Here is a 25,045-nt window from a genome sequence, read left to right as displayed (position 1 = left end):
CGGTCTCTGTTCGCTGCGCAATGGCCTTGCTAAAGTAGTCCGATGATTACGATCTCAACCATTACTATCTCAACCATTACGATCTCAACGACAGCTATCTAAAAGACAACTAAGGAGCGGTGCATGGCTACTAGCCTACTAACTCAATTAAAAAAGATGACTACGGTGGTCGCTGACACCGGCGACCTTGAGGCTATCCGCCGTTTTCAGCCGCAAGATGCCACCACCAATCCATCACTTATCCTGCAAGCGGCTCAACAAGAAGATCGACGCGCACGCCTGGCTAGCATTGCTAAAGAAAGCATCAATCTCGAAGATGCAGTAGATCGTGTCGCTGTTGATATCGGTAGCGAAATCAGCGAGCTGGTACCCGGCTATGTATCAACTGAAGTCAGTGCCCGACTATCGTTTGATCGTGATGCCACTATTGCCAAGGCGCACTCACTGATTGAGCGCTATGCACAGCATGGTGTGGGACCTGAGCGTATTTTGATCAAAATGGCCTCGACCTGGGAGGGCATCCAAGCCGCTCGTCAACTTGAGCGTGATGGTATTCGTACAAACTTGACCTTGTTATTTGGCTTTGCCCAGGCGCAAGCCTGTGCAGATGCTGGTGCAACGCTTATTTCACCGTTCGTGGGCCGTATTCTCGACTGGCATAAAGCCAAAAATCCTGACACAGATTTTAGTGGAGCCAATGATCCGGGCGTGCAGTCTGTCAAGCGTATTTACGAGTACTACAAAGACCATGGCTACCCTACCATCGTGATGGGCGCAAGCTTCAGAAACGTAGGTGAGATTCAAGCATTGGCCGGCTGTGATCGTTTAACGATATCCCCTGCATTACTCAACGAGCTAGACGAACTTAAAGGCGATTTGCCGCAACAGCTTATTCCCCCCCAAGCTGCTAGCAGCGTACCGAGCGAGGCGTTATCTCAGCAGGATTTTCGTTGGGCAATGAATGAAGATGAGATGGCGACGGACAAACTGGCAGAAGGCATACGCAAATTTATGGCTGACCAGCGAAAACTTGAAGAGCTGCTTAGCACACTTCGTAATAGCTAATTTATCTACTTTTTGCCTTGTGGAACTAGAAGCTACTGATACAGAAATAGGCTACTGAGACAAAACAGAAGGCAACACAATCAAAAAGGCCCTCTAGGAATGTTTTCTTAGAGGGCACTTCCTTAATAAAGATCGAGTTTTTTGCAATATGTACGCTGATGACGTGTTAATGGGCTGTGGTGTTTTGCGCTTCGAGCATTTCCACAAGCGGTTGAAACTGTTCGCGGTTGTGCTCGTTCATATGCATCAAAATTCGATGGGCCTCTAAAATACGCTCACGCAATCCTTCCTCATCAGCTGGCTCAGCAGGTAAGTCTTCGAGTGCCAACGTTAATTTTGACGCTTGCTGCAAAGGTGCTTCCATCAACGTAAAAAAGCGTGCAAACCCCATCACATCCAGCATTTGCCGCACGTCAGGGTTATCAGCAATGATGGTGGGAGGTTGCTCTAAACGCCCTTTTACTGCCATTGCCACTTTGGCAAGAAAACCCAACGCTGTCGAATCAACATTCGTTGCTTCTCGCAGGTCAATTAGCACCGCCGTCAGCCCTGGCGTTTCCGCAAGGCGTTGAGCTTGGGTATCAAGGGTAGCGCACAGCGTTAAGCGTACATCACCGCATAATTTTAAAACAAAAACACCGGAATCGAACGCCGCTTTAATGCGGCCTTCTTCAATCAGCATGACCAAATCCGCTCACCATCATGATTGTCAGGTCATCGGGTAAAGCATCGCGGTCCTGGTTCGCCTCATCATCCGCATCGCCTTCTATAAGAAGCGAGTTGGTATTAGCTAACCGATCGCGCAACTGCTCAAGCGTGACACTTTCGCTTACTAATTGCTCAAGTTCCTTGAGCCGCGTGTCGAGCGTCTTACCCGGCAAGCATTCCAATACACCATCTGAACACAGCCATAAATGAAAATCGGCCGGTAAAGCACAGCTGAGCGAAGGATACTCTACATCTGGAAAAAGACCTACTGGCATTCCCTCACCTTCCAGACGCGCTAGTTTACCACCCGATACCAGCAACGGCATAGGAAGCTGCGCGCCAAGCGAATAGTGAAGCTTACGAGCCTCATGGTCAATAACACCAACAAATAAGGTCGCGTGTTTACCAATATCCGTGTCCTGCAATTCTCGGTTTAATGCCGCCAACCAATTTGGCGCCAGCTGTTCTGGCGATTGCCCATCCCACTCATTCAACCAACGGTTACACAGATATTTGAGCAGCACAGTAACGAACGCAGATGACGCGCCATGGCCTGACACATCGGCAAAATAAAACGCGCTGTAGCGGTCGTTATAACGCTGATAGTCAAGGAAATCACCTGATAAATACAGCGAAGGCGCAAACCAATAATCGTAATACACTCCGTTGATGACTTTGGGATGAATCGGCAGTAAACGCCGCTGAATATGTCCGCCGCTCTGCTGATCCATTCGCAGCAAGGCCAAGTGCGTTTCCAGGCTTTCGTTTAGTTCCGCCAACCGCTCTCGGTCTCGATCTCGCTCCTGAGCCAGAGTGTGAAGCTCAATGGCTTTGCGAATCATCCGACGCAACAGTTCCGCGTGACGTAGTGGATGAACAATATAATCCACTAAACCAACGTCAACTGCCTTAATCAAATCAGCATCTTGACGAGAATCGCTAACAACCAGAGTGGGCAAGCGATTGGTAAGCTGCGACCAGTGTTGGCGCGGCACTGCCCTTGCATGAGCAACAATCAGTGCAGTATCAGCGGGCAAATTATCAATATTCTCCGCTGCAAATACCCATAGGCCATCACATGTGATCGCTTCCGCTAACGCATCACGCTCTTGCCCCGGCTCATCGATCACCGCGATCAACTGCTTAGAATGATCCATATTAAGCCTCAATCGGCGAAATCGTCGTCACCAAAATCGGTATCATCGAATTCAAAATCGTCCATGGCAAATGGGTCATCCCCAAGTTCACCATCATTAATTTCAAATTGACGGCGTTGTAAGAAGGCATCGCGAATAAAGCGGTAACGGTCGCCACTAATCAATGCTTCTTGGTCAAGCAACCCAGCACGAATATGGATAATATCCAGTGCCGTCAAGCCAGCTCTAAGCGTATGGTCATCCATATAGGTAATAGGATGGGCAGCAATATCAAACGGCAATCCGGTGGTGTCTCTTAATGTGCGAGGACCTAGCAGTGGCAGCACTAAATAGCGCGAGTCCTCCCAGCCCCATACCGCCAGCGTTTGACCAAAATCTTCTTTATCAGCGTTGATTTCCATCAACGTAGCGTAATCTAACAGCCCGCCTATACCAACGGTCGAGTTAATTAAAAAGCGTGAAGTAGCTAAACCTGCATTAGCAGGCTTGCCCTGGAGCAAACTGTTTAATGCAGTGCGTACTTCACTTAGGTTAGAGAAAAAATTACCGACACCAGTTTGTATAGGGCCAGGAGTAACCGTTTGATAACCTTGTGCTAACGGCTTGAGCGTATAACGATCTAAAACGTCGTTAAAAACAAACACCCGACGGTTAAACCCTTCCCAAGGATCTTCGGGATGAGCTTGTTCACTAACATTAGGTCCTGAACTGGCGCATCCGCTCATGCTTAATATGGCTAGTAGCAAGACAGGCAATCCCTTGTAGCGCCAACTAAGTGCGCGTTTATGCTTTGCTAATAACCCAAGCATGACAATTCCTCTTTCAGCATATGGAGCGTGTTGTTGGTAGCGATTCACGCTTAAAACAATGAATAAAACACCACTATCAGTGACGACGTAACACAACGCTACCGGCACTGTAGCCGGCGCCAAACGAACAAATCACCCCAATATCACCGCTTTCAAACTGATCACGATGCAGGTGAAAGGCAATAATTGACCCCGCTGAGCTGGTATTAGCATAGCGATCCAGAATAATCGGCGCTTGTGCTTCACTGGGTTCAACGCCCAATACTTTACGCGCAATTAGGTCATTCATATGACGGTTAGCTTGGTGTAGCCACATGCGTTTCAAATCGCTTCCAGACAACTCTAAAGAAGCTAAATGACTTGAAATCAATTGAGCTACCATAGGGCACACTTCGCGGAAAACCCGTCGCCCTTCTTGTACAAACAGCTTATCTAGCGCCAGCGGATCGCTGTCAGTAACGCGATTCAAAAAGCCCGCGTTGTTACGGATCGCGTTAGAGAACTTAGTCACCAAACGCGTACCCAATATTTCATACTGCTCATTTGCCACCGCACAGTCACTACTTTCTAGCACCATAGCTGTACAAGCATCACCAAAAATAAAGTGGCTGTCTCGATCTGTAAAGTTGAGATGGGCTGAACAAATTTCTGGGTTTACAATGAGTGCCCGCTTAACGCTACCTGATGCAATGGCATTGGCCGCTGTTTCCAGTGCAAAGGTGGCAGAACTACATGCTACGTTCATATCAAAACCATAACCACCGGCACCAAGCGCTTGCTGTACTTCGACGGCTACGGCTGGATAGGCACGCTCCAGGTTTGAACACGCCACAATAACAAGCTCAATATCAGCAGCATCAACTTTGGCTGCGGCCAACGCTTGACGTGCCGCTTGAATCGCCATGTCACACTGGAGAGACGGCTCGTCATTACTACGCTGTGGCAGTTTAGGCCGCATACGCACTGGGTCAAGAATTCCCGAGGCGTCCAACACGTAACGGCTTTTTATACCGGAAGCTTTTTCAATAAACTCGCTGCTTGAATGTGACAACGGCTCTCGTTCACCACGTGCAATTGCATCAGCATAATGAGCATTCTGGCTGTCCACCCACGCGTTAAATGCTTTCACCAACGACGCGTTATCAATGGCGTGTTCCGGTGTGTAGAGTCCAGTACCGGTAATCACCACATGTGTCATGCCTTTCTCCTTTTAGCAGCTTGCTGAGAGTCGCTGGCTGTCAAACAATATTGCTATCTTGGTACATCAGCTTAATGCACAGCCCTATTATCGTATTACGGCAGGCGTTAAACGCTAACAATCTCTTCCCAACGCTTTTCAAGGCGTTTTACCGATACCGGCATTTTAGTGCCTAACTGCTGAGCAAATAGAGACACTCTTAACTCCTGAATCCACCAGCCGAAGGCCACTAACTCAGGGTCTTCCGCATCGCCTCGACGTTCGCTTTTACGGCGCGCATCAAAGCGTGTTTCTAATGCTTGGACATCATGCATTAACATTTGGTCGCGCCCTCGCTCTCGTGCTGCTTTTTCAAGCCGGATCAACGCAGCCTCGGTATAGCGAGGATACTCCGTTAACCACTCGCCTGCATCGCGAATAAAACCAGGGTAAACCAAGCGCTGCATCTGCGCGCTGACATCACTGTAAACAAGCGCCAACGCAAAGTTGAGCTTGCCTTTTAAAATTTTAGTTACTGCCAGATGCCCTTTAAGCGCTGCCTCGACATGGGTCAACAATATCTGCGCATGCGCTAGCAAACTTGCTTCTGAAGCTTGCATACGTTCTTTAAGAGCTCTCTCAGAACGTGGCAGGGGATGTTGAGCCACTACTTGAGTAAACACTGCTAGCAGAAGATCATCAACCAACGCGTTCTTGCTTCCTACCTTGGCAAACAACAATGCGCATTTTTCCACGCCAGGCAAGCGTTTAATCGCTTTAACCTGATCCGGCTGTTGTGCGATCGCTAAACGTGCCACACCCATTTGATGGGCCGCCGCAGCTTTCGCAGGATGGTCAAAAAGCGCTACTTTGAAACGCGACTCTTCAGCCACCAGCGCCGGGTAAGCTTCAACACGTATACCCGCCTGGGTCGTCACTCGAGATTCAGGCAGCGGCTCACTAGGCAAACCTTCAAGCGTCGGGGCCTGATTAGCCTGCTCTGCTAACGCCTGGGCCCCCATACTGGCGGCTTCTTCAAAGCGTCTTTCCAGGGCGCGCACGTCACGCCCCTGGCCTAGCGTTTTACCAGCGTGATCGACAACGCGCACATTCATGATTAAATGGGGTGCTAGCAGGTCTAAGCGCCAGTCATCAGGGTGTACCCGTGTGCCCGTTCGACGCCGAATAAACTCACCCAATGCCTCAGTTAGCGGGCGCTGGTCCGGTGTCAGCGTCTCCAGCGCAGCATCCACCCAATCGGGAATAGGCACCACCTGCCGACGGATGCTTTTTGGCAGTGATTTAAGTAGTGCAATACACTTTTCGCGCAGCAGCCCGGGCACTAACCATTCAAGGGCATACACAGGCAACTGCGGCAACATGGCAGCGGGCACTGTCAGCGTCACCCCGTCATCTTCTGCATCAGGATCAAAGTGATAGCTGACTGGGTAGGCAACACCTGCCAGTGTTAGATGATCGGGATATTGCGCCTGAGTAACGTCGTTAGCATCGCGCGCTTTCAGCGCCTCGATATCAAATTTTAGTAAATCTGGAGACTCACGCTCTGCCTGCTTACGCCAGTGTTCAAACCCTTTGCCATTAACGATATCGTGAGGAATGCGTTCGTCATAAAAAGCAAACAACGTCTCTTCATCGACCAGAATATCGCGCCGACGTGCACGATTCTCAAGCGCCTCAACTTCTTCAACCAGCGCTCGGTTATGGGCAAAAAACTCTCCCTTTGTCTGAAATTCGCCCTCCACTAGCGCTCGGCGAATAAACAGCTCCCGCGACTCTTGAGGCGCAATAGGGCCGTAATGCACCCGGCGGCGAGCAACAATGGGTAGGCCGAACAGCGTTACTTGCTCGAACGCAACTACCTGGGCACGTTTCATTTCCCAGTGAGGCTCGCTGTAGCTGCTTTTCACTAAGTGTTGGGCTTGAGGCTCAATCCACTGGGGGTCAATTTTCGCCACTGTACGGGCGAACAATTTAGTAGTTTCAATCAGTTCAAACGCCATTATCCACTTAGGCGTTTTTTTCGCCAGCCCTGAACCGGGGTGAATCATAAACTTACGATTACGCGCCCCCAAGTACTCGCGGTTTTCCAGCAGCGTACCCAGGTTAGACAGCAGCCCAGATAGCAGTGCTTGGTGCAGCTTGCCAGACGTTTTGCGACGCACTTGCTTGGCCTGCTCTTCACTTTCGTCTTCATCTTTGGGTGGCGGAGCAGGTACCACAATCTCCATATCGCGCAGCAGCTGTCGCAACTGACGGAACGTATCATGCCATTCGCGCATACGCAGGTAGTTAATATAGTGCTCACGGCACCAGCGACGCAGTTGGTTACCCGAAAGCGTCTCGCGGGCATTTTCGATGCCGTGCCACAGATTGAGTAGCGCGACAAAATCAGAATCCGGGTCATGCCAGCGCTGATGCGCCTGATCTGCCGCTTGGCGTTTGTCGGCCGGTCGATCCCTAGGATCTTGTATCGCCAGGGCTGAGACCACAATCAGCACATCCCGCAGGCTACCCCGCTCAGCACCCGCCAGCACCATGCGCGCTAGGCGTGGGTCAATGGGTAGCTTAGCTAGCTTGCGCCCCAGCGGGCTCAGGCGCTGCTGGTTGTCTACCGCCCCTAGTTCAAACAGCAAACGAAAGCCATCTTTTACGAACCGGCTGTCGGGTGGGTCAACAAAGGGGAATGCTTCAATACTACCAAGCTTCAGCGCCAGCATAGAAAGAATGACCGACGCTAAATTGGTGCGCTGAATTTCTGGGTCGGTAAACCCTGGCCGCGACAAGAAGTCTTCTTCATCATAAAGACGAATGCACACTCCTTCCGCAACACGGCCGCAGCGCCCTTTACGCTGATTGGCACTGGCCTGGCTAATCGGCTCAATCGGCAAGCGCTGTATTTTTGCACGGTAGCTATAGCGGCTGATACGCACCAAGCCTGGGTCAATCACATAGCGAATCCCCGGCACAGTGAGTGACGTTTCAGCCACATTAGTAGCCAACACAATGCGCCGCCCACGATGGGAAGCGAAGATGCGATTTTGCTCTTCATTAGAGAGCCGAGCGTATAGCGGCAGAATTTCAGTACCGGTTAAGTCAGCCCGTCGCAGAGTATCGGCCGTCTCACGAATTTCCCGCTCCCCTGGTAGAAACACCAGCACGTCCCGTGGGCCATGCAGCCAGCCTTTTTCACGTTCGATGGATTCGATTTCACGCACTGCATGCAAAATGCCCTCTTGCAACGTGCGATCCTCTTCATCCTCTTCGCTGCGCGCCAGCGGGCGGTAGTGAACCTCTACAGGAAAGGTACGCCCAGACACTTCTACCACTGGCGCAGGCGTCTTAATACTGCCAAAGTGGGCAGCGAAGCGGTTCACATCAATGGTGGCAGAGGTAATAATGACTTTTAAATCTGGACGTTTCGGCAGCAGGCGCTTTAGATAACCTAACAAAAAATCGATATTAAGACTGCGCTCATGCGCTTCATCAATAATCAGCGTGTCATAACGCAGCAGCAAGGGATCATGCTGGGTTTCTGCTAGCAAGATCCCATCCGTCATTAACTTGACGAGCGTATTAGGAGAGCTTTGGTCATTAAAGCGCACTTGGTAGCCCACCTGCTCACCAAGCGCTACGCTCATTTCTTCCGCTAACCGTCCGGCCACACTGCGTGCCGCCAAGCGCCGGGGCTGAGTATGTCCAATAATGCCTTTTCGACCACGTCCAAGCTCTAGGCACATCTTAGGCAGCTGAGTGGTTTTCCCTGAACCCGTTTCCCCCGCCACGACCACTACCTGATGGTCGCGAATGGCCGTTAAGATATCCTCACGCCGCTCTACCACGGGCAGTTCTGCAGGATAATCCAGCGCCACCTTCAATGCTTCACGATTAGCCAGCAGACGTTTAGCTTTCTCTAGGTCACGCTGAATCTCCTGTACGCCGCGGTCAATCGGCTTGTTATCCCGCTGACGCCTTTTAAGGCCATCCACACGGCGTGCTAACCGCTGAGCGTCACGCAGCATCACGTCGCTTAGCGCTTTTTCTAAAACATTAAGTGGTGGAACTGCTTGTCTTTCAGCATGTTGTTGGGTTTCTGCGTGGGGAGAGTGCGTGTCGGTGGTCACGTTAGGCTCGGCTTCCATCTCAGAATAAAATCGGCCCACTGCATGAGTGGGCCGACCATTGTAACGCTTTCACTAACAGGACACCTAACCGCAGCGATTAGCCAGTGCAACAGGTGCTTAAGCGTCGTTAGTTTCCTGATCGCGGAGCTGGCGACGCAGCACCTTACCAACGTTGGTTTTAGGAAGCTCATCACGAAACTCGACAAACTTCGGCACTTTGTAGCCGGTCAGCTCTTTTTTACACCACTTACGCAACGTCTCGGCGTCTAACTCACTGTTTTTGGAAACAACAAACAGTTTAATCGCTTCTCCTGAATCTTCATCCGGCACGCCAACTGCCGCAGATTCCAGAATGTCAGGGTGAGCAGCGACCACATCTTCTACTTCATTTGGGTATACATTAAAACCAGATACCAGAATCATATCTTTTTTGCGATCAACAATTTTGATGTAGCCGTCGTCTTGCAATATGGCGATATCACCTGTGTGAAACCAGCCATCTTCATCAATGGAGTTACGCGTTTCATCTTCCCGCTGCCAATAGCCTTTCATCACCTGCGGCCCTTTCACGCAGAGCTCACCGGGTTCACCTAACGCCAACACATCATTTCCATCCGCATCAACCACTTTAACAGCAGTACCTGCAACAGGCTTACCGATGGTGCCAAGCTGGATAGCGTTGGTCGGATTAAAGCTAACAATGGGCGATGTTTCCGTTAGCCCGTAGCCTTCCGCAATTGGACAACCTGTCGTTTCTTCCCAGCGTTTAGCAGCCGCTTTGGTAAGCGCCATGCCGCCTGAAATGGTCAGCTTTAGCTTTGAAAAATCGAGCTGTTTAAAGTCATCTCGGTTACACAGCGCATTAAACAGCGTATTCAGACCAATAAAACCGGTAAATGGCAACCCCTTAAGCTCTTTAACAAAGCTCGGTAAATCGCGAGGGTTAGTAATCAATAGCGAGTGATTGCCTGTTTCCATGAGGAACAAACAGTTAACGGTAAACGTATAGATGTGATAAACCGGCAATGGTGCAACTACGAGTTCTTCACCGTCAGTTAAGTGTTCACCAATGGCGGCACGGGCCTGAAGCATATTGGCCACTAAGTTACAGTGGGTCAGCATAGCGCCTTTAGGCATGCCGGTGGTGCCACCAGTGTATTGCAGTGCTGCTACATCATCCATGGTGCGTTGCACCTCGGTATGGTGTAACGACGCGCCTTTTTTCAGTGCATCACGAAAGCCAACAGCGCTAGGTAACGAATAGGCAGGCACCATTTTTTTGACGTGTTTAACAACGGCGTTGATTAGCCAACGCTTCGGCACGTCGTGCAGATCGGCAAGTTGAGTCACCAATACGTGTTGGATATCTGTTCTATCCAACACTTTCTCAAGTTTATCTGCCATGTTGGCTAAAATCACAATGGCCTTGGCATTTGAGTCTTTAAACTGGTGCGCCATCTCACGCTCAGTGTAAAGCGGGTTGGTATTGACAACCACTAGGCCCGCTCTTAATGCACCAAACACCGCCACTGGAAACTGCAGCACATTAGGCAGTTGAATAGCTATCCGATCCCCAGGAACCAGATCGGTTTCATGCTGCAACCAAGCTGCAAAATTGGCAGAAAGTCGATCAAGATCGGCAAATGTTAAGGTTTTTCCCATGCAGCTAAAGGCTGGTTTGCTGGCAAAACGTTTAACCGCTGAGTGAAAGACATCCGTAACTGAATTGTACTGTTCCAAGCCTTCAAGCGCTGGACCACGTAGTACGTGGGCATTGGCGTGTTCGCTCATGGGCAATCTCCGCTATCCGTGTCGATATTTGACCGACTTGTTATTGTTACGTGACAAAGTGGCAAGCCTAAAAAAGCCAACCATATACGACAGGCAGCATGCTGTAAAACGATCGATTGAAACTGGCGTTTCAACTTTAGCTTAAAACGTACCTTCGCTACTGTCGCTCACGCTGTGTCGACCTCCTATTTGCTATGACCATAACGCGCGTAGATTTCTCCTTCACGCCATACCAATAATTCACCAGGCACCATACGCTGCCACGCTTCATTTTGAGTAAGCGGCTCAGTGGCGATCACAGAGACAATATCGTTAGGCGTCGTATGTTCGATAAAGTTAACCGTCAACTCCGCATCAGATAGCTCTGCCTCACCAAAGGGCGCGCGGCGGGTAATGTGTGCCAGTTTGGTTGAGCAATAGCTGTATAGGTAAACCCCATCAGATAACAGTAGGTTAAAAACACCTAACCCGCGCAACTCTTCGCACAACTCGTGCAGCCGCGACCATAATAGTTGTGGAGACGCTGGCGGTGTGGGAAAGCAGCGACGTAGCTCCCCCATTAGCCAGCAAAAAGCGTGCTCACTGTCAGTAGTACCTACCGGGGTATACACGCCTAGCGGCAGCTGTTGCCAATCACTTAACTGGCCATTATGAGCGTAACACCAGGGCCGCCCCCACATTTCACGAGTGAACGGATGCGTATTTGCCAGCCGCACACCACCTACATTCGCTTGGCGAATATGGCTGATCACTACATTAGATTTGATAGGATATTCACAGATTAAGCGGGCAATTGGAGAGTCAACAGAAGGATGAGGATCACGAAATTCCCGGTAACCTCCCTCTTCATAAAACGCAATACCCCACCCATCGCGATGGGGGCCTGTACCCCCACCACGATGCAAAAAGCCGGAAAAGCTGAAACAAATATCGGTAGGCACATTGGCGCTCATGCCCAGTAACTCACACATCGGCTGGCTCCACCATCGCGCCTTGAACACGCATTAGTTAATGACTGGTTCTCGGCGGCGAGTCGGTTGCGGATCTTCTTCTACATCGCGACGTGAATTGGCCTCTTCAACTAACTGGGGCCTACGCCACCACCACAGAGCAACCCCCACACATCCACCTAAACCAACACCCAGAATTAACCAAAGCAAACCACCGCGTAACGCACTCATGCTACCCTCTAAAAAGGCAACTGCAGACACCATGGCTGCCGGCGCCCAGCCGGTATAAAACTCACCCTCTTCTATCAATGGCAACCGATATCCTGCTGGTATCCACATCGCCCCCGCCACACACCAGGTGATGAGCAAGCGTGGTAGACGAGGCAAGAACGCCATCGCAAAGTAAACAGCGACTAGCACTAGCAGTGAAAGGACGTAATAACTTAACCACAACAGTGACATTGAGTCTTCAAACAGCATAATACCCCTCATGTGGGTGGAGACACCCGACGTTGATTTCCCGCTATGGTACCTATCAATTTATGAAAGCACAGCCTGGTATGCACGAAGGCTCGCCTGTCGCACATTATTATCGCGCTAATTCTCCAGAATGGCACTGGCTTGAAGAGCGTGAAACGCCCGATGTAAGACTTTTTTTGGACGCTGCAAACCATCAGCATGCTGAATGGTTTGCTCCTTTACGGCCGCTTGCTGAAACACTTTATCAAAGCCACTTAGCGCGCCGCGAGCTGGCGATCACCAGTCTTAAGACAGCGCTGGACCATTTTACGTTCTGGAACAACACTGCCGCCGAGGATGATTACCCTTGCTGGTGGCGACATCCTAACGGCCAGCCTGATGCACACGAGTGCTTTCTTGACGTGCGCGATCGTGCCGCTGACCAGCCGTTTTATGATATGGGCGATATGGCGCTTTCTCCTGATGAGCAATGGCTCGCCTGGACAGAAGACACTCAAGGAGATGAGCGCTTTACCCTGTGGCTAAAAGCATTGCCAAACGGAAAACCACAACAGTTACTTAGTGACATCGGCGCAAGTGTTTGCTGGGCTGAAGACCAGGCGGCTAATGGTGCAACATTGCTATTTACCCGTTTTGACGATACTCAGCGACCAGACTCTATCTGGCGTGTATGGATACCGTTTTCAACGCCAGAGCGCCTTGCCGAACCAACCTTAATCATGCGAGAAAACGATCCAGAATTCTGGATTGGGATTGGCAAAACGCGTTCGAAAGCATGGCTTCTGATTGAAAGCGGTTCAAAAGATACAACAGAAATTCATGCGGTGCCTGCAAACCAACCCCAGGCTTCACCACTATGCCTACACGCCCGCCAAGCAGGTGTTGAAGTAAGCATTGAACATCGCCCTGGTACGTTTTATCGCTTACAAAACCTTGCAGGCCCTCATTTTCAGCTCGACTTCATGCATATTACCCAGCACAGTGCCGATGCTCCTGAGTGGCAGCCACTGATAGCCCACCGTGCAGCTACCACCTTAGAAGGAATCGATGCGTTTGAGTGGGGTTTAATCATCGCCGAGCGAAGCCATCAAGATGCCCAGGTCATGTTACGTCGCTTAGTGCTAGATAAAGATCACAACCTCTCACTGGATAAGCATATAGAACTACCTGAAACACCCTGCTCGCAGCTGCTAGAAGATTCGCCACACTTCAATGCAAATACATTACATCTACGTGAAGAGTCATTCACTCGCCCCCCCAGCTGGTATGCGCTAAACCTTGATAGCGGTGAACGCACGCTGCTAAAGCAAGTCCCTGTTTACGGCCAACTGCTGCCTGAACAACTAGTCAGCCAGCGCATATGGGCAACCAGCGCTGACGGCGAACGCGTACCGGTATCCATCGTTATGCGTGCTGACTTAATTGGCCAACCACTCCCAACGCTGCTGTATGGTTACGGCGCTTATGGTGAAGCGCTTGACCCCTGGTTCTCAATTGCCCGGCTTGAACTACTCGAACGTGGCGCAGCATTTGCAGTAGCCCACGTACGCGGCGGCGGTGAGCGAGGCGAACCGTGGTATCTCAACGGCAAAATGGCCCACAAAGAGAACAGTTTTAATGACTTTTTAGCGGCCCGCGATGCGTTAGTAAACGCAGGATTTAGTCAGCCAGAAAGGATCGTGGCCTGCGGAGCAAGTGCAGGCGGCTTGTTAGTTGGCACCTGCATCAATCGCAGGCCTGAGGCGTTTTGCGCAGCGGTGTTAGAGGTGCCATTTTTAGATGTATTACGCACCATGCAGAACCCAGAATTACCCCTAACTACCGCCGAATATAGTGAGTGGGGTAACCCTGAAGACCCAGAAGTAGCCGAACGTATCCGTGGCTACTCGCCTGTCGACAACATTCGCTCTCAGCACTACCCAGCGCTGTGGATAGAGGGCAGTTGGTTTGATACTCGCGTCAGTTACTGGGAGCCCGCTAAATTTTATGCCCGCGTTACCGAGGCACAGCAAGGCAGCTCGCCTGTATTGCTACATACCGACATGACCAGCGGCCACGGCGGTGCATCGGGTAGGTTCAAAGCTTGGCGAGATACTGCCCGCCAAGACGCGTTTATTCTCTGGGCTCTTGGATTAGTCTCTGTGGATACGACACACCAGCAACCCTAACGCTGTTCCAAAGCGCCACAGATATTTGACCTAGCGGAGGCCTTTAGCACTAGAAAAATATCAAGACTTAACCTAGATAACGTGTAAAGCAGCGCTTAGGCGCTGCTTTTTTGTCAGCAAATTATTTTATGGAAATACTTTCCATAAAATAATTTTTACGCCATACTACTCATATACTCATTAGACAAATGTCTAATGCACAATTTGATCTAACACGTAATTAGGAGAACACCATGAACTATAAAGAACAGTTTCCAACGATTTGGGATACTTCGCCAAAAACACGCGCGTCTACACAGCAGCTGGCTACGTTAAAAACAGCAAAAGCACCACAGCCTTTGCCGTTTAAAGAAGCATTTTTAACCATTTGGGATAGCACAAAAACCAAAACCGCCAGCTAACATGTTGGTTAGCCAGCGGTCAGACACGTGCCAGGGAGGGCGACTTATGGATTTAAGTCATCGGCAATACTGCGATAATATGATCTTCTAGTTGGCGCTCAGGTACATCGTCCTGGGAAACCGCAAAGCTTCTTACGCTAACGCCTTTTCTGTGAACGCGCTCCGCATCATTACTAAGTAATGGATGCCATCCTGCTAGTTTGCGCCCTTCAGCAACACGCCGATAGCCACATGTGTGCGGCAGCCAAGTAAACTCTTTGACAAGTTCAGGCGTCAGTTGCGTACAGTCGGGTACGCTATCGAAGCGATTTTCATAGTCACTGCACTGACAGCTGTGAATATCCAGTAACCGACAGGCAACGTTAAGCACTGCCAATTCTTGCGTTTCATCGTCGTGGAGCTTCAACAAGCAACATTGGCCACAGCCATCGCATAACGCCTCCCACTCTTGGGGCGTTAATTCTTCTAGCGAGTATCTTTCCCAGAAGCGCTCACGCATAGCCGCCACCATCATTGATTCCCTTTACTTTCACCATCTTTAAATAATCTCCACCCTCCGTAGTACCACCACTGCTGGTTAGCGTGGCACGGCACTCTTGCCATAACACTGAGAAGTCGGCTGCTAAGCATGGGTAGTCTTCGTAAAGCCAAGGCACTAACTCTGCTAAACGGTTAGGCCCCGATAGCCGTTGGCCAACGCCTGCTACTGCACGACAGGTAAAGTCAAAATCAGCGTATCGGTGCAACCAGTCATGCTTAATCATGAGTGGCATCATGGTAGACAGGCGTTGCGGCGCAGGCCAAGCCTGTAACAGCTGATAGCAGCGCTCAATTAACTGATGCTGCTGCTCTCCCGCCTGTTGACGAGCAAGAAAATGATCCCACACGATATCTAACGCAATACCAACATAACGCCGCTGAGCGCGTGGCGCGCGCCGCTTTGCCTTTAAAACGTTTGGGTGCCGGTCAATCCAAGCATCCACGCGGCGATGATGACGTATGCCACTAGCAACCTCTGGCGACCAAGCCGTGAGGTCTTGCCCCTTCACACCGTCAGCAATCAGATTTCCGTAAAGGAACTCATCACTTCCAGAATGGGCAAGCCAAGCATGGGCAAGAAAGTTCATAACAAAAGGTTCATAACAAAACGTTCATAGCAAAACATTCATTCGCGGTTAGCCGCTTGCGCACGGTGAACATCCAGCAAATAGGCTTCTTTCGCAGGCGGCATTTGTAGATAAAAGCCTTGCTCTTGGATGGCGGACATCACATCGGCTGCGTTCACCCGAGCCAGCTTTTTGTCGGCGGTCAATATCATTGTCAGTACCGGCACTGGCTTACCAAAGGTTTCCATTAGCGCCTCGGGTACGGATGACAACCCTTTCTGCTTGTCTATATAGAGGTACATCTCGTCTTTACGTGAGCTTTTTAAAATTTCACAAAGCAGTTTCTCGCTCATTGCGATGACTCCTCAAGCGCCTGATAAATTTCTTGAGTTAGGTAAGTATGACGCCAGCCACCAGGAGGCGTTAGCGGCTGATTAGCGAGCCGCTGCATCACCAGCCCCTCAATATCTCGCCGCCGCAATAGCATTTCCGGCGCTATTTGCAATTCAGCCGCCTTATCAACCACCACTTTTTTTAGTGCTTTAAAGCGCCGCTTAAACGCAGGATGCATTGGATCTGGCCAACGCGCAGGCAGATTATCTTCAGGGCAGTGCTGAGCCTGCTTCACCAGCGCTAACAACGTGTCGCCCTCTTTTTTAATCAGCGGCGGTTTGACTCCCTCAATCTCGGCCAACTCATAGCGGTTTTTGGGCATTTTTTCCGCTACCGCAAACAATAGTTTATCGCTGACTAACCAGTTACGCGGTAAATCACGGCGCCGGGTTTCCCCTTCCCGCCAAATGGTCATTAAACGGTAGGCCTCAAGCTGATGGGGATCAAGACGCCATAACTGCCGCTGGCGCGTATACCACTGGCCGTCGCTTTCAACACTGCGTCCCGCCTGCTCAATCAGGCTGGCACACTCATCGTCAAGCCATTCACGTCGACCTAGTTGCTCAAGCTTTTCAGCTTGTAATCTCCACACTTTCAGCAAATAAATAACATCTAACGCCGCGTATTCACACTGAGAGGGCGTCAAGGGACGTTCTAACCAGTTGGAACGCGTTTCTTCTTTAGGCAGCGTTTCTCCCATCCAATGCTCTACCAGTTTTTGATAGCCCATGCCGGGGGTTTCACCTAAAAAAGCCTGCGCAACCTGTGTATCGATAAGTGGTGTTGGTAATACGCCTGCCCAATGCTGGAAAACCTCTAAATCTTCACTGCACGCGTGCAGTAGTTTAATGGCGCTATTTTGCAGCAAGTCACGAAAGGCAGCAGTACAGGGCGTGCTCAACGGATCGACTAAATAAGCCGTATCACCCGTGGTGAATTGAACAAGCGCTGGCACCGGAAAAAATGTATTTTCGCGGAAAAATTCAGTGTCGAGGGCAATGACACTGGCACCGGCGACTTGCTCGCAAGCAGCATCTAAGGCGTCAGCACTATCAATCCATTGATACAACGGGGGGGCTAAAGAGGACAAAGCACACTTCCGGGTTGGCACAAGCGCATAAGCGTTTGCGTTTTTTGTAAGGGTCAATCGCTGGCAAAAGGCTGGCGACCATTAAAGGCGCGGCTTAGCGTACCACCGTCGACATACTCAAGTTCCCCCCCCATGGGCACACCATAGGCGAGCCGAGAGAAAGAGACACCGTAATGAGAAAGTTGGGCAGCAATAAAGTGTGCTGTCGCCTCGCCTTCCACAGTGGGATTGGTGGCAAGCACTACTTCACGGATGTTGCCCTCTGCGATGAGGCTTTCCAATAAATCTAAGCCGATGGCATCAGGGCCAATACCATCCAGAGGAGAGAGATGGCCATGTAACACAAAATAACGACCATGAAAGCCGCCCGCCTCCTCAATAGCAAGTTGATCAGCAGGTGACTCCACAACGCACAAGAGTGAATCATCACGACGGCTACTTTCGCACAGCACGCAGATATCCGCTTCGGTCAATGTACGGCAGCGCTGACAATAACCTACTTCTTCAATGGCCTGCTGAATTACCGCCGCCAACCGCTGTCCACCTGGGCGTTCGCGCTCTAGTAAATGCATAGCCATACGTTGAGCCGTTTTCGGCCCAACGCCTGGCAATACGCGAAAAGCGTCCATCAGTTGCTCAACAAGCGGGGAAAAACGCATGGTTTAGAACGGCATCTTAAAGCCGGGTGGCAAGTTTAAGCCTGCCGTTGCTTCTTCCATCTTCGCCTTGGAATTTGCTTCTACTTTGCGAACAGCGTCATTCACGGCCGCGGCAAGCAAATCTTCCAGAAGCTCTTTATCTTCTTCAAGAACACTGGGGTCAATGTTGACATCGATGACATCATGGCGACCATTCATGGTGATTTTCACCATACCCGCGCCCGCTTCGCCATGTACTTCTGCTTTCGCAGCTTCTTCTTGAACCTGCTGCATCTTCTCCTGCATTTCTTGGGCTTGCTTCATTATGTTGCCCATTCCACCTTTAAACATGCGCTTATCTCCTTAAGGAACAAAAATATGAACATTGCGAGTCAACCATCGCGGCTAAGCACGTTTGTCAGACGCAGGTTTAACGGTTGACTCAATGAGCGTAGCCCCAAATGCCTGCTGTAGCTTCTGTATATTGGGGTCGCGGTGTAATAGATCAACTGCTAATAAGTGACGCTCTTTCTGCTGACGCTCTTCCTGCTGACGTGGCGTTTCAAGCTCTGGCGCCAAATCAGCCACTGTAAATTCGACACGCCGCGGTAACCCATAGCTGCTTAGCGCGCGCTCAATACGGCTATTGTGTACATCAGCTTGCATAGCAGACTGACTGGGATCAAGCCGTAGCACTACCTTCTGACCATCATCACTTTCAAGCTGACAGTGTGCTGCCAAATTACGCGTAAGACCGCCCAACCCAAGCGCACTAAAGCATGCCAGCCACCCAGCATGATCGAGACAATCACCATCCGTATCCTGGGAATTGGCAGCATTAACAGGTACATCAGAGGAAACTGGCTCTGGCTCTGGCTCTGGCTCTGGCTCTGGCTCTGGCTCTGGCTCTGGCTCTGGCGCAAGCATAGCCGCACTCTCTACCTCATCAAGCGACCATGGCGGCGCCTGGTCTGACGAAAGAGCATCTAGCGCGCTGGATGCCTCATCAGTGGCTGGCTTATCAATGTCTGATTCAGCATTCGCCTGCGCAGCAGCGGGGTCAGGTGCGTTAACCTGACCCATTGGCGACGCAGGCTCAAACTTTTTTGCCACAGGCTCTGCAGCAGCACTTGCCTGTGTCGCAGGAGGGACATCCGACACGTCAGACGCTGGCGGCTCGCGACGCAGCGGTAGCGGTGTGGTAGGCGGTTTTGGCACTCCCTGAGGACGAAATGCCAACATACGCAGTAAGGTCATCTCCAAGGCACTACGTAGATCAGGCGCATGCACCATATCGCCACGCCCCTGAATACCAATCTGGTAGTAAAGCTGAATATCTTCAGCGGTAAAACGGTTTGCTAACTGTTGAATAAGCGCTCGATCACCGTGGCTATTATCCACGGCATCAGGCACCATCTGCGCTACCGCCAAACGATGCAATACCGCGCTTAACTCATCCAATACGGCTGCAAAATCAGGCCCTTGCTCCGATAACTGCGCAACCTCAGCTAGCAGTCGCTGAACATCCACATCTGCCAAGGCTTCCACCAGTGCCAATACGTGGCGATGATCCAAGGTACCCAGCATGGCAGCAACATCTGCATGGCGAATCGCACCTTGGCCAAAGGCAATAGCCTGATCGGTTAAGCTCATGGCATCGCGCATTGAACCTTCTGCGGCTTTACCTAACAGCCACAAAGCACTTTCGTCATACTCAACGCCTTCCTCACCCAGAACATAGGTTAGGTGTTCCACCACCCGCTCTGGGGGCATATGTTTCAAGGTGAATTGAAGGCAGCGTGAGAGTACGGTGGCAGGCAACTTCTGCGGATCAGTAGTGGCCAGCAAGAACTTCACATGGGGCGGCGGCTCTTCCAACGTTTTTAACAGCGCGTTAAAACTACTGGTCGACAGCATGTGTACCTCGTCAATCAGGTACACCTTGTAGCGCCCTTGAGTTGGCGCATACTGCACGTTATCAAGCAACTCGCGGGTATCTTCAACTTTTGTTCGCGAAGCAGCGTCAACCTCAATCAAGTCAACAAACCGACCTTCATCTATCGCCTGGCAGCTGTCGCACTGACCGCAGGGCGTCGAGGTAATGCCTTCATCGCCGCGACCATTAGCGGTGCAGTTGAGGCATTTAGCAAGAATACGCGCAAGGGTTGTTTTACCCACACCTCGGGTGCCGGTAAATAGATAAGCGTGGTGAAGACGGCCCTGGTCAAGGGCATTGACTAAGGCGCGTTGAACATGGGCCTGGCCCACGAGCTCGTGGAATGTACGCGGCCGCCATTTGCGGGCCAGAACCTGATAGCTCATTGAGCACTACTTCCTTTGGCGGGCTAACTGTCGATGCGAAAAGAGCACCATTCTAGCGGCTGCGCTGCAGCCCGCCAACCGCCCAGCTTATAGACTGGTAAACCAACAGTCTCATAGACTAGCAGCTCTAACGACTGAGCGACATGGGGCACTAATCGTTAAGCGTTGTCGCCGCTCTCAGCAGCGCCAACGCGTTGGGCAGCTTCTTTAATCAGCTTCTCAAGTTCACCGCTTTGATGCATCTCGACTACGATGTCGCAACCGCCTACCAGCTCGCCTTCGACCCATAGTTGCGGAAAGGTTGGCCAGTTAGCAATTTTCGGCAGTTCAGCGCGAACGTCTGGATTATCCAACACGTTAACAAAGGCAAAACGTTCGCCGCAGCTCATCAGCGCCTGTACTGTTTGCGCGGAAAAACCGCACTGCGGTAGTTGTGGCGTGCCCTTCATGTAGATGAGGATAGGGTTTTCGCTAATTTGGCGCTGAATATTTTCGGCAGTCGTGCTCATGATGTGCTCCTAGAAACAAGGAATGTTATGGCGCCAGTTTACGCAATTCGTTAACTGGCTTTAACCCTTTAGCCGAAGATTACCTTTTATTGCTGTGCAAGTTAATACTTGAGCAAACTACTCGGCCTTACATATAGCGACTCATTCTACGCATGCCAGGCGCGTTGCGCATCCCCCCTAGCATCGCTAGGATAGTGTTTTTGCGCGGAGAGATACCATCATGGCGACACGCCATTTCTTAACCTTGCTGGATTTAACCCCAGATGAGCTGGCGTACCTGATTCAGCGTGCGATTAAGATCAAAACCGAGCTAAAGGCTAACGGCCCGGTGTACACACCGCTGCCTAACCGCACGCTGGCGATGATTTTTGAAAAATCATCCACCCGCACCCGCGTATCGTTTGAAACCGGCATGGCACAGTTCGGCGGCCATGCGCTCTTTCTCTCCCCCCGCGACACACAGTTAGGGCGCGGCGAGCCTATCGAAGATACTGCCCGAGTGCTGTCTGAAATGGTCGATGCGGTAATGATCCGCACCTTCTCCCACGCGGGACTAGAGGCTTACGCAAGCGCCAGCAGCGTGCCTGTCATTAATGCCTTGAGTGACGACTATCACCCCTGCCAACTATTGGCGGATGTGATGACCTGGACCGAACTACGCGGCAGTGTAAAAGGGCGCACGGCGGTTTGGGTGGGGGATGGCAATAACATGTGCCACTCTTGGATTAATGCTGCTCGCCAATTTGGCTTCCATCTGCGCATTTGCTGCCCGAAAGGGTATGAACCTCGCGCTGACATCATGGAAGCGGCCAGCGACTGCATCACACTGCTGCACGACCCACAAGAAGCCGTCAAAGGGGCCGACTTGATTACTACAGATGTGTGGGCATCCATGGGGCAGGAAGAAGAACAGGCTAAGCGTGAAACCGATTTTGCCGGATTCCAAGTCACCGAAGCGATGCTCGACAGCGCACAACCTGACGTGCTTTTCCTACACTGCTTACCTGCTCACCGCGGTGAAGAGATTAGCACCACTCTGCTAGATGACCCGCGCGCTGTCGTATGGCAAGAAGCAGGCAACCGTCTGCACGCTCAAAAAGCCCTGATTGAGTTTTTACTGCTCGGTAAAATTACTGACGAATAGCCAGAAAACCCAAACGTTCATTTGACGAATAAATAGTTAAAAAAAAGCGCCCATTACCATGGGCGCTTTTTTGGATTCTATCAACAATGTCAGTAATGCCAACAATATTATTAACAATAACAAATTGGTGGAGCCTAGCGGGATCGAACCGCTGACCTCAACACTGCCAGTGTTGCGCTCTCCCAGCTGAGCTAAGGCCCCACATACTTTTAAGCGACGTTTTCAAATCGCTTCTTATAACGGCGAAAAATAGTACGCTGACAGATCGCTTAACGTCAAGCTAATGATGAACAACGATCAACTAAATTCTCCTTTGATAAGAGCTGTGGCACTCTATACCTTGCAACCGTGGCTTTCGCCCACCACTACGATGATTTTATGCAGGAGCCAGCACCTTGATCAAAGTTTTAATCGCCGATGATCATCACCTGGTGAGAACCAGTATTGCTCACCTGCTTAACGAAGAGTGCGATATCAAGATCGTAGGCGAAGTTGACGATGGTGAAAGCGCAGTCACTGAATGCCGTCGCTTAAAACCTGACATTGTTGTGATGGATATTCGCATGCCTGGCATCGGAGGCCTTGAAGCAACTCGACGTATTCATAGAACAATGGAAGACGTTAGGGTACTGATCTTAACCGCGCATATGGAAGATAGCGCATTACGACTTATGCTAGAAGCAGGAGCAATCGGCTTCCTTAGCAAAGGCGCTGACGCAACTGAAATGACCGATGCTATTCGTCAAGTCTTTCACGGAAGGCGCTATGTTAGTAAAGAGATCGCTCAGCGACTGGCGCTTTCCCATTTTACTGATGAGGACAACCCCTTTCAGCACTTGTCGCACCGAGAGCTACAAATTGCCCTTATGATTGTAAATTGTCAGCGCGTTCAGGATATTTCTGACCGTTTGCACCTTAGCCCCAAAACGGTTAACACTTACCGCTATCGGCTATTTGACAAACTACAGGTAGCCACTGATGTAGAGCTTACCCACTTGGCACTGCGCTATGGTTTAGTCGAGGGCTTTGACGCCATCATGGGATAGTCCTACCATCGCAACTTCTGTTGATTAGAAGCGCCGATGCCAGCTATGACTTTTGATGCTAAGCAGTTTTTAAGTTCTGTTAGCACCTCCCCAGGTGTTTATAGAATGCTGGATGAGCACACCAACACCTTATACGTTGGTAAAGCTAAGCGCCTAAAAGCGCGCCTTGCTAGCTATTTTCGCGGCCAGCTTAACGCCAAAACTCAGGCAATGGTGGCACGCATTGCTGATATCCAAATCACTGTTACTCGCAGCGAAACCGAAGCATTGCTTCTAGAGCAGACGCTCATAAAGGAACTACGCCCACCGTATAACATCCTGTTAAGAGACGATAAGTCATACCCTTTCATCTTTGTTACTGATCGGCACGCCTACCCCGCACTTGAATACAAGCGAGCACGGCAGCGCAAGGGAGATGGACGCTATTTAGGGCCCTATCCAAGTAGTGGGGCAGTGAAAGAAAGCCTAGCGCTCATGCAGAAAATCTTCCGCATCCGCAACTGCGAAGACAGCGTATTTGCCCACCGCTCTCGCCCTTGCCTGCAATACCAAATTCAGCGCTGTAGCGCGCCTTGTGTCGACTACATTTCGGAAGCGGATTACCGACGCGATGTAGAGCATGCCGTTATGTGCCTTGAAGGCAAAAGCGAACATGTCACCCAACTACTTAGCGAGGAGATGGAAACAGCCAGCCGTGCCTTAAATTTTGAAGAAGCAGCAAGGTTACGTGATCAGATACAGCAGCTGCGCCAGCTGCAGCAACGGCAGTTTGTCGATAATGAACATGGCGATGCCGACGTTTTTGCACTTGCCCAACGTCCTGGCGCGCTTGGCATATCAATCCTTAGCGTACGCGATGGACGTTTACTGGGCGCTCGCCATCATACGCCCAAAAACGACCTAGATTTGCCGCCTGACATGCTGTTGACAGAGGTCGTTAGCCAGTACTACTTCGGACAGCCTCATAACGTACCAAGTGAAGTTATTACCAGTCATCCACTTGAAGACAGCACACTGATTGCTGAAGCCCTTTCTCAGCAAGCAGGAAAACGCGTTCGCGTTACCAGCCAAGTTAGGGGCCATCGCGCTCAGTGGCAGCACCTAGCAATGACTAATGCTGAGCAACAGCTTTCTTCGCAGCTGGCTAATAAAACCCAACTTACTCAGCGATTTGAAGCCCTTCAGAAAGCTCTCTCACTAGACAAAATACCCGAGCGCCTAGAGTGCTTTGACATCAGCCACAGCCATGGGGAAGCAACCGTGGCTTCCTGTGTAGTGTTTGACCATCAGGGTCCACGCAAGAGCGATTACCGTCATTTCCGCATAGAGGGCGTTGCCGCAGGCGATGACTATGCAGCCATGCAGCAAGCCTTAACACGTCGACTCAAACGTGTGAAAAGTGGCGAAGCCGTGGCACCTGACATTTTAATCGTTGATGGGGGCAAAGGTCAGCTCAACATGGCCCGCGGCGTACTAACCGACCTAGCGGTTACCAATGTCATTTTGCTCGGCGTTGCCAAAGGCACTACTCGTAAAGCAGGCCTTGAAACGCTCTTTCTGGAAACCACCGACAACCCACTCCCCCTTGACCCAGCTTCGCCGGCACTGCACCTGATTCAGCATATTCGTGACGAGTCACACCGCTTTGCTATTGCCGGCCATCGGGCCCAACGTGACAAGGCACGACGCACCTCAACACTTCAGGATATACCCGGCATCGGCCCTAAAAGACGGCGCGAACTGCTACGCTTCTTCGGTGGCTTACAGGGCGTTCAAAAGGCCAGTCGCGATGAACTAGCACGTGTACCCGGCATTAATGCCTCGCTTGCCGAGACTATTTACCAATCTCTCAACGGATAAACCTGTTGTTAACGTGGATGCTAGGCACTAAGGGGGATAGAATGTTCTCCACTACTTCGTCTTCTATGATTCTCCGGCAAGGATCGCGC

22 protein-coding genes and 1 tRNA gene are annotated in these 25,045 nt (G+C 50.9%); 6 read left to right on the top strand and 17 right to left on the bottom strand.

From position 1 onward, the window contains the following. The first annotated feature begins 123 nt into the window (after positions 1-123). Positions 124-1,065 (top strand): transaldolase, encoded by a 942-nt coding sequence (gene tal, locus CR46_RS0104560; protein ID WP_030070322.1) that lies wholly within the window; start codon positions 124-126, stop codon positions 1,063-1,065. A gap of 166 nt (positions 1,066-1,231) precedes the next feature. Here the strand turns inward: tal and CR46_RS0104555 are convergent, their stop codons facing one another. The 8 genes from CR46_RS0104555 to CR46_RS0104520 all read right to left on the bottom strand — a co-directional run bounded on the left by CR46_RS0104555 (position 1,232) and on the right by CR46_RS0104520 (position 12,279). Next, entirely contained in the window at positions 1,232-1,747 is a 516-nt protein-coding gene (locus CR46_RS0104555) for an STAS domain-containing protein (RefSeq protein ID WP_030070321.1), read from the bottom strand. Continuing rightward, positions 1,737-2,930, bottom strand: a complete 1,194-nt coding sequence (locus CR46_RS0104550; RefSeq protein WP_030070320.1) for a PP2C family protein-serine/threonine phosphatase — start codon at positions 2,928-2,930, stop codon at positions 1,737-1,739. The genes CR46_RS0104555 and CR46_RS0104550 overlap by 11 nt, the downstream gene beginning before the upstream one ends. Before the next feature lie 8 nt (positions 2,931-2,938). Beyond that, positions 2,939-3,739: an MlaA family lipoprotein gene (locus CR46_RS0104545; RefSeq protein WP_030070319.1), complete on the bottom strand. Its 801-nt coding sequence runs from the start codon at positions 3,737-3,739 to the stop codon at positions 2,939-2,941. Between the two features lie 76 nt (positions 3,740-3,815). Continuing rightward, entirely contained in the window at positions 3,816-4,937 is a 1,122-nt protein-coding gene (locus tag CR46_RS0104540) for a beta-ketoacyl-ACP synthase III (RefSeq protein ID WP_030070318.1), read from the bottom strand. 107 nt (positions 4,938-5,044) lie between these two features. Further along, complete coding sequence (hrpA, locus tag CR46_RS0104535; protein WP_030070317.1) at positions 5,045-9,076, bottom strand: ATP-dependent RNA helicase HrpA; 4,032 nt, start codon at positions 9,074-9,076, stop codon at positions 5,045-5,047. A gap of 99 nt (positions 9,077-9,175) precedes the next feature. Beyond that, a complete protein-coding gene (locus CR46_RS0104530) occupies positions 9,176-10,849 on the bottom strand; it encodes an AMP-binding protein (RefSeq protein WP_030070316.1) in 1,674 nt (557 codons plus the stop codon). Positions 10,850-11,034: 185 nt separating this feature from the next. After that, entirely contained in the window at positions 11,035-11,820 is a 786-nt protein-coding gene (locus CR46_RS0104525; RefSeq protein ID WP_030070315.1) for a class II glutamine amidotransferase, read from the bottom strand. Positions 11,821-11,853: 33 nt separating this feature from the next. After that, on the bottom strand, positions 11,854-12,279 hold the full coding sequence (locus CR46_RS0104520) for a hypothetical protein (RefSeq protein ID WP_030070314.1): 426 nt from the start codon (positions 12,277-12,279) through the stop codon (positions 11,854-11,856). A 62-nt stretch (positions 12,280-12,341) separates the two neighbouring features. Here CR46_RS0104520 and CR46_RS0104515 point away from each other — a divergent pair, with 62 nt between their 5' ends. Next, entirely contained in the window at positions 12,342-14,447 is a 2,106-nt protein-coding gene (locus CR46_RS0104515; RefSeq protein WP_035536251.1) for a S9 family peptidase, read from the top strand. Between the two features lie 233 nt (positions 14,448-14,680). After that, complete coding sequence (locus CR46_RS18390) at positions 14,681-14,848, top strand: hypothetical protein (RefSeq protein WP_198023690.1); 168 nt, start codon at positions 14,681-14,683, stop codon at positions 14,846-14,848. A 52-nt stretch (positions 14,849-14,900) separates the two neighbouring features. Here CR46_RS18390 and CR46_RS0104505 read toward each other — a convergent pair whose 3' ends face one another. The 8 genes from CR46_RS0104505 to grxD all read right to left on the bottom strand — a co-directional run bounded on the left by CR46_RS0104505 (position 14,901) and on the right by grxD (position 20,906). Next, the gene (locus CR46_RS0104505; RefSeq protein WP_030070312.1) at positions 14,901-15,359 is read right to left on the bottom strand and encodes a YcgN family cysteine cluster protein; all 459 of its coding nucleotides are present in this window, start codon (positions 15,357-15,359) and stop codon (positions 14,901-14,903) included. Then, entirely contained in the window at positions 15,340-15,975 is a 636-nt protein-coding gene (locus CR46_RS0104500; protein WP_051690111.1) for an acyl carrier protein phosphodiesterase, read from the bottom strand. Before CR46_RS0104500 ends, CR46_RS0104505 begins: the two co-directional genes overlap by 20 nt. Before the next feature lie 38 nt (positions 15,976-16,013). Beyond that, complete coding sequence (locus CR46_RS0104495; RefSeq protein WP_030070310.1) at positions 16,014-16,307, bottom strand: YcgL domain-containing protein; 294 nt, start codon at positions 16,305-16,307, stop codon at positions 16,014-16,016. Beyond that, a complete protein-coding gene (rnd, locus tag CR46_RS0104490) occupies positions 16,304-17,437 on the bottom strand; it encodes a ribonuclease D (RefSeq protein WP_030070309.1) in 1,134 nt (377 codons plus the stop codon). The genes CR46_RS0104495 and rnd overlap by 4 nt, the downstream gene beginning before the upstream one ends. A gap of 53 nt (positions 17,438-17,490) precedes the next feature. Further along, the gene (gene recR / locus CR46_RS0104485) at positions 17,491-18,096 is read right to left on the bottom strand and encodes a recombination mediator RecR (RefSeq protein ID WP_030070308.1); all 606 of its coding nucleotides are present in this window, start codon (positions 18,094-18,096) and stop codon (positions 17,491-17,493) included. Between the two features lie 3 nt (positions 18,097-18,099). After that, on the bottom strand, positions 18,100-18,426 hold the full coding sequence (locus tag CR46_RS0104480; protein WP_030070307.1) for a YbaB/EbfC family nucleoid-associated protein: 327 nt from the start codon (positions 18,424-18,426) through the stop codon (positions 18,100-18,102). Positions 18,427-18,480: 54 nt separating this feature from the next. Next, on the bottom strand, positions 18,481-20,397 hold the full coding sequence (gene dnaX / locus CR46_RS0104475; RefSeq protein WP_030070306.1) for a DNA polymerase III subunit gamma/tau: 1,917 nt from the start codon (positions 20,395-20,397) through the stop codon (positions 18,481-18,483). A 158-nt stretch (positions 20,398-20,555) separates the two neighbouring features. Then, positions 20,556-20,906 carry a Grx4 family monothiol glutaredoxin gene (grxD, locus tag CR46_RS0104470; RefSeq protein ID WP_030070305.1) on the bottom strand — a complete coding sequence of 117 codons (351 nt, stop codon included), beginning with the start codon at positions 20,904-20,906 and terminating at the stop codon, positions 20,556-20,558. Between the two features lie 220 nt (positions 20,907-21,126). Between grxD and argF the strand changes: the two genes are divergently transcribed. Next, complete coding sequence (gene argF, locus CR46_RS0104465; RefSeq protein ID WP_030070304.1) at positions 21,127-22,050, top strand: ornithine carbamoyltransferase; 924 nt, start codon at positions 21,127-21,129, stop codon at positions 22,048-22,050. Between the two features lie 125 nt (positions 22,051-22,175). Here argF and CR46_RS0104460 read toward each other — a convergent pair. Next, positions 22,176-22,251: transfer RNA gene (locus CR46_RS0104460), tRNA-Ala, on the bottom strand. Positions 22,252-22,445: 194 nt separating this feature from the next. Here CR46_RS0104460 and uvrY point away from each other — a divergent pair. Both uvrY and uvrC read left to right on the top strand, forming a co-directional pair. Then, complete coding sequence (uvrY, locus tag CR46_RS0104455) at positions 22,446-23,096, top strand: UvrY/SirA/GacA family response regulator transcription factor (protein WP_030070303.1); 651 nt, start codon at positions 22,446-22,448, stop codon at positions 23,094-23,096. A gap of 45 nt (positions 23,097-23,141) precedes the next feature. Next, entirely contained in the window at positions 23,142-24,956 is a 1,815-nt protein-coding gene (uvrC, locus tag CR46_RS0104450; protein ID WP_030070302.1) for an excinuclease ABC subunit UvrC, read from the top strand. Positions 24,957-25,045 lie beyond the last annotated feature (89 nt).

The organism is Vreelandella neptunia (genome assembly GCF_000712975.1).
GTDB classification, from domain to species: domain Bacteria; phylum Pseudomonadota; class Gammaproteobacteria; order Pseudomonadales; family Halomonadaceae; genus Vreelandella; species Vreelandella qaidamensis.
This window is presented reverse-complemented; position numbering and strand designations above follow the sequence as displayed.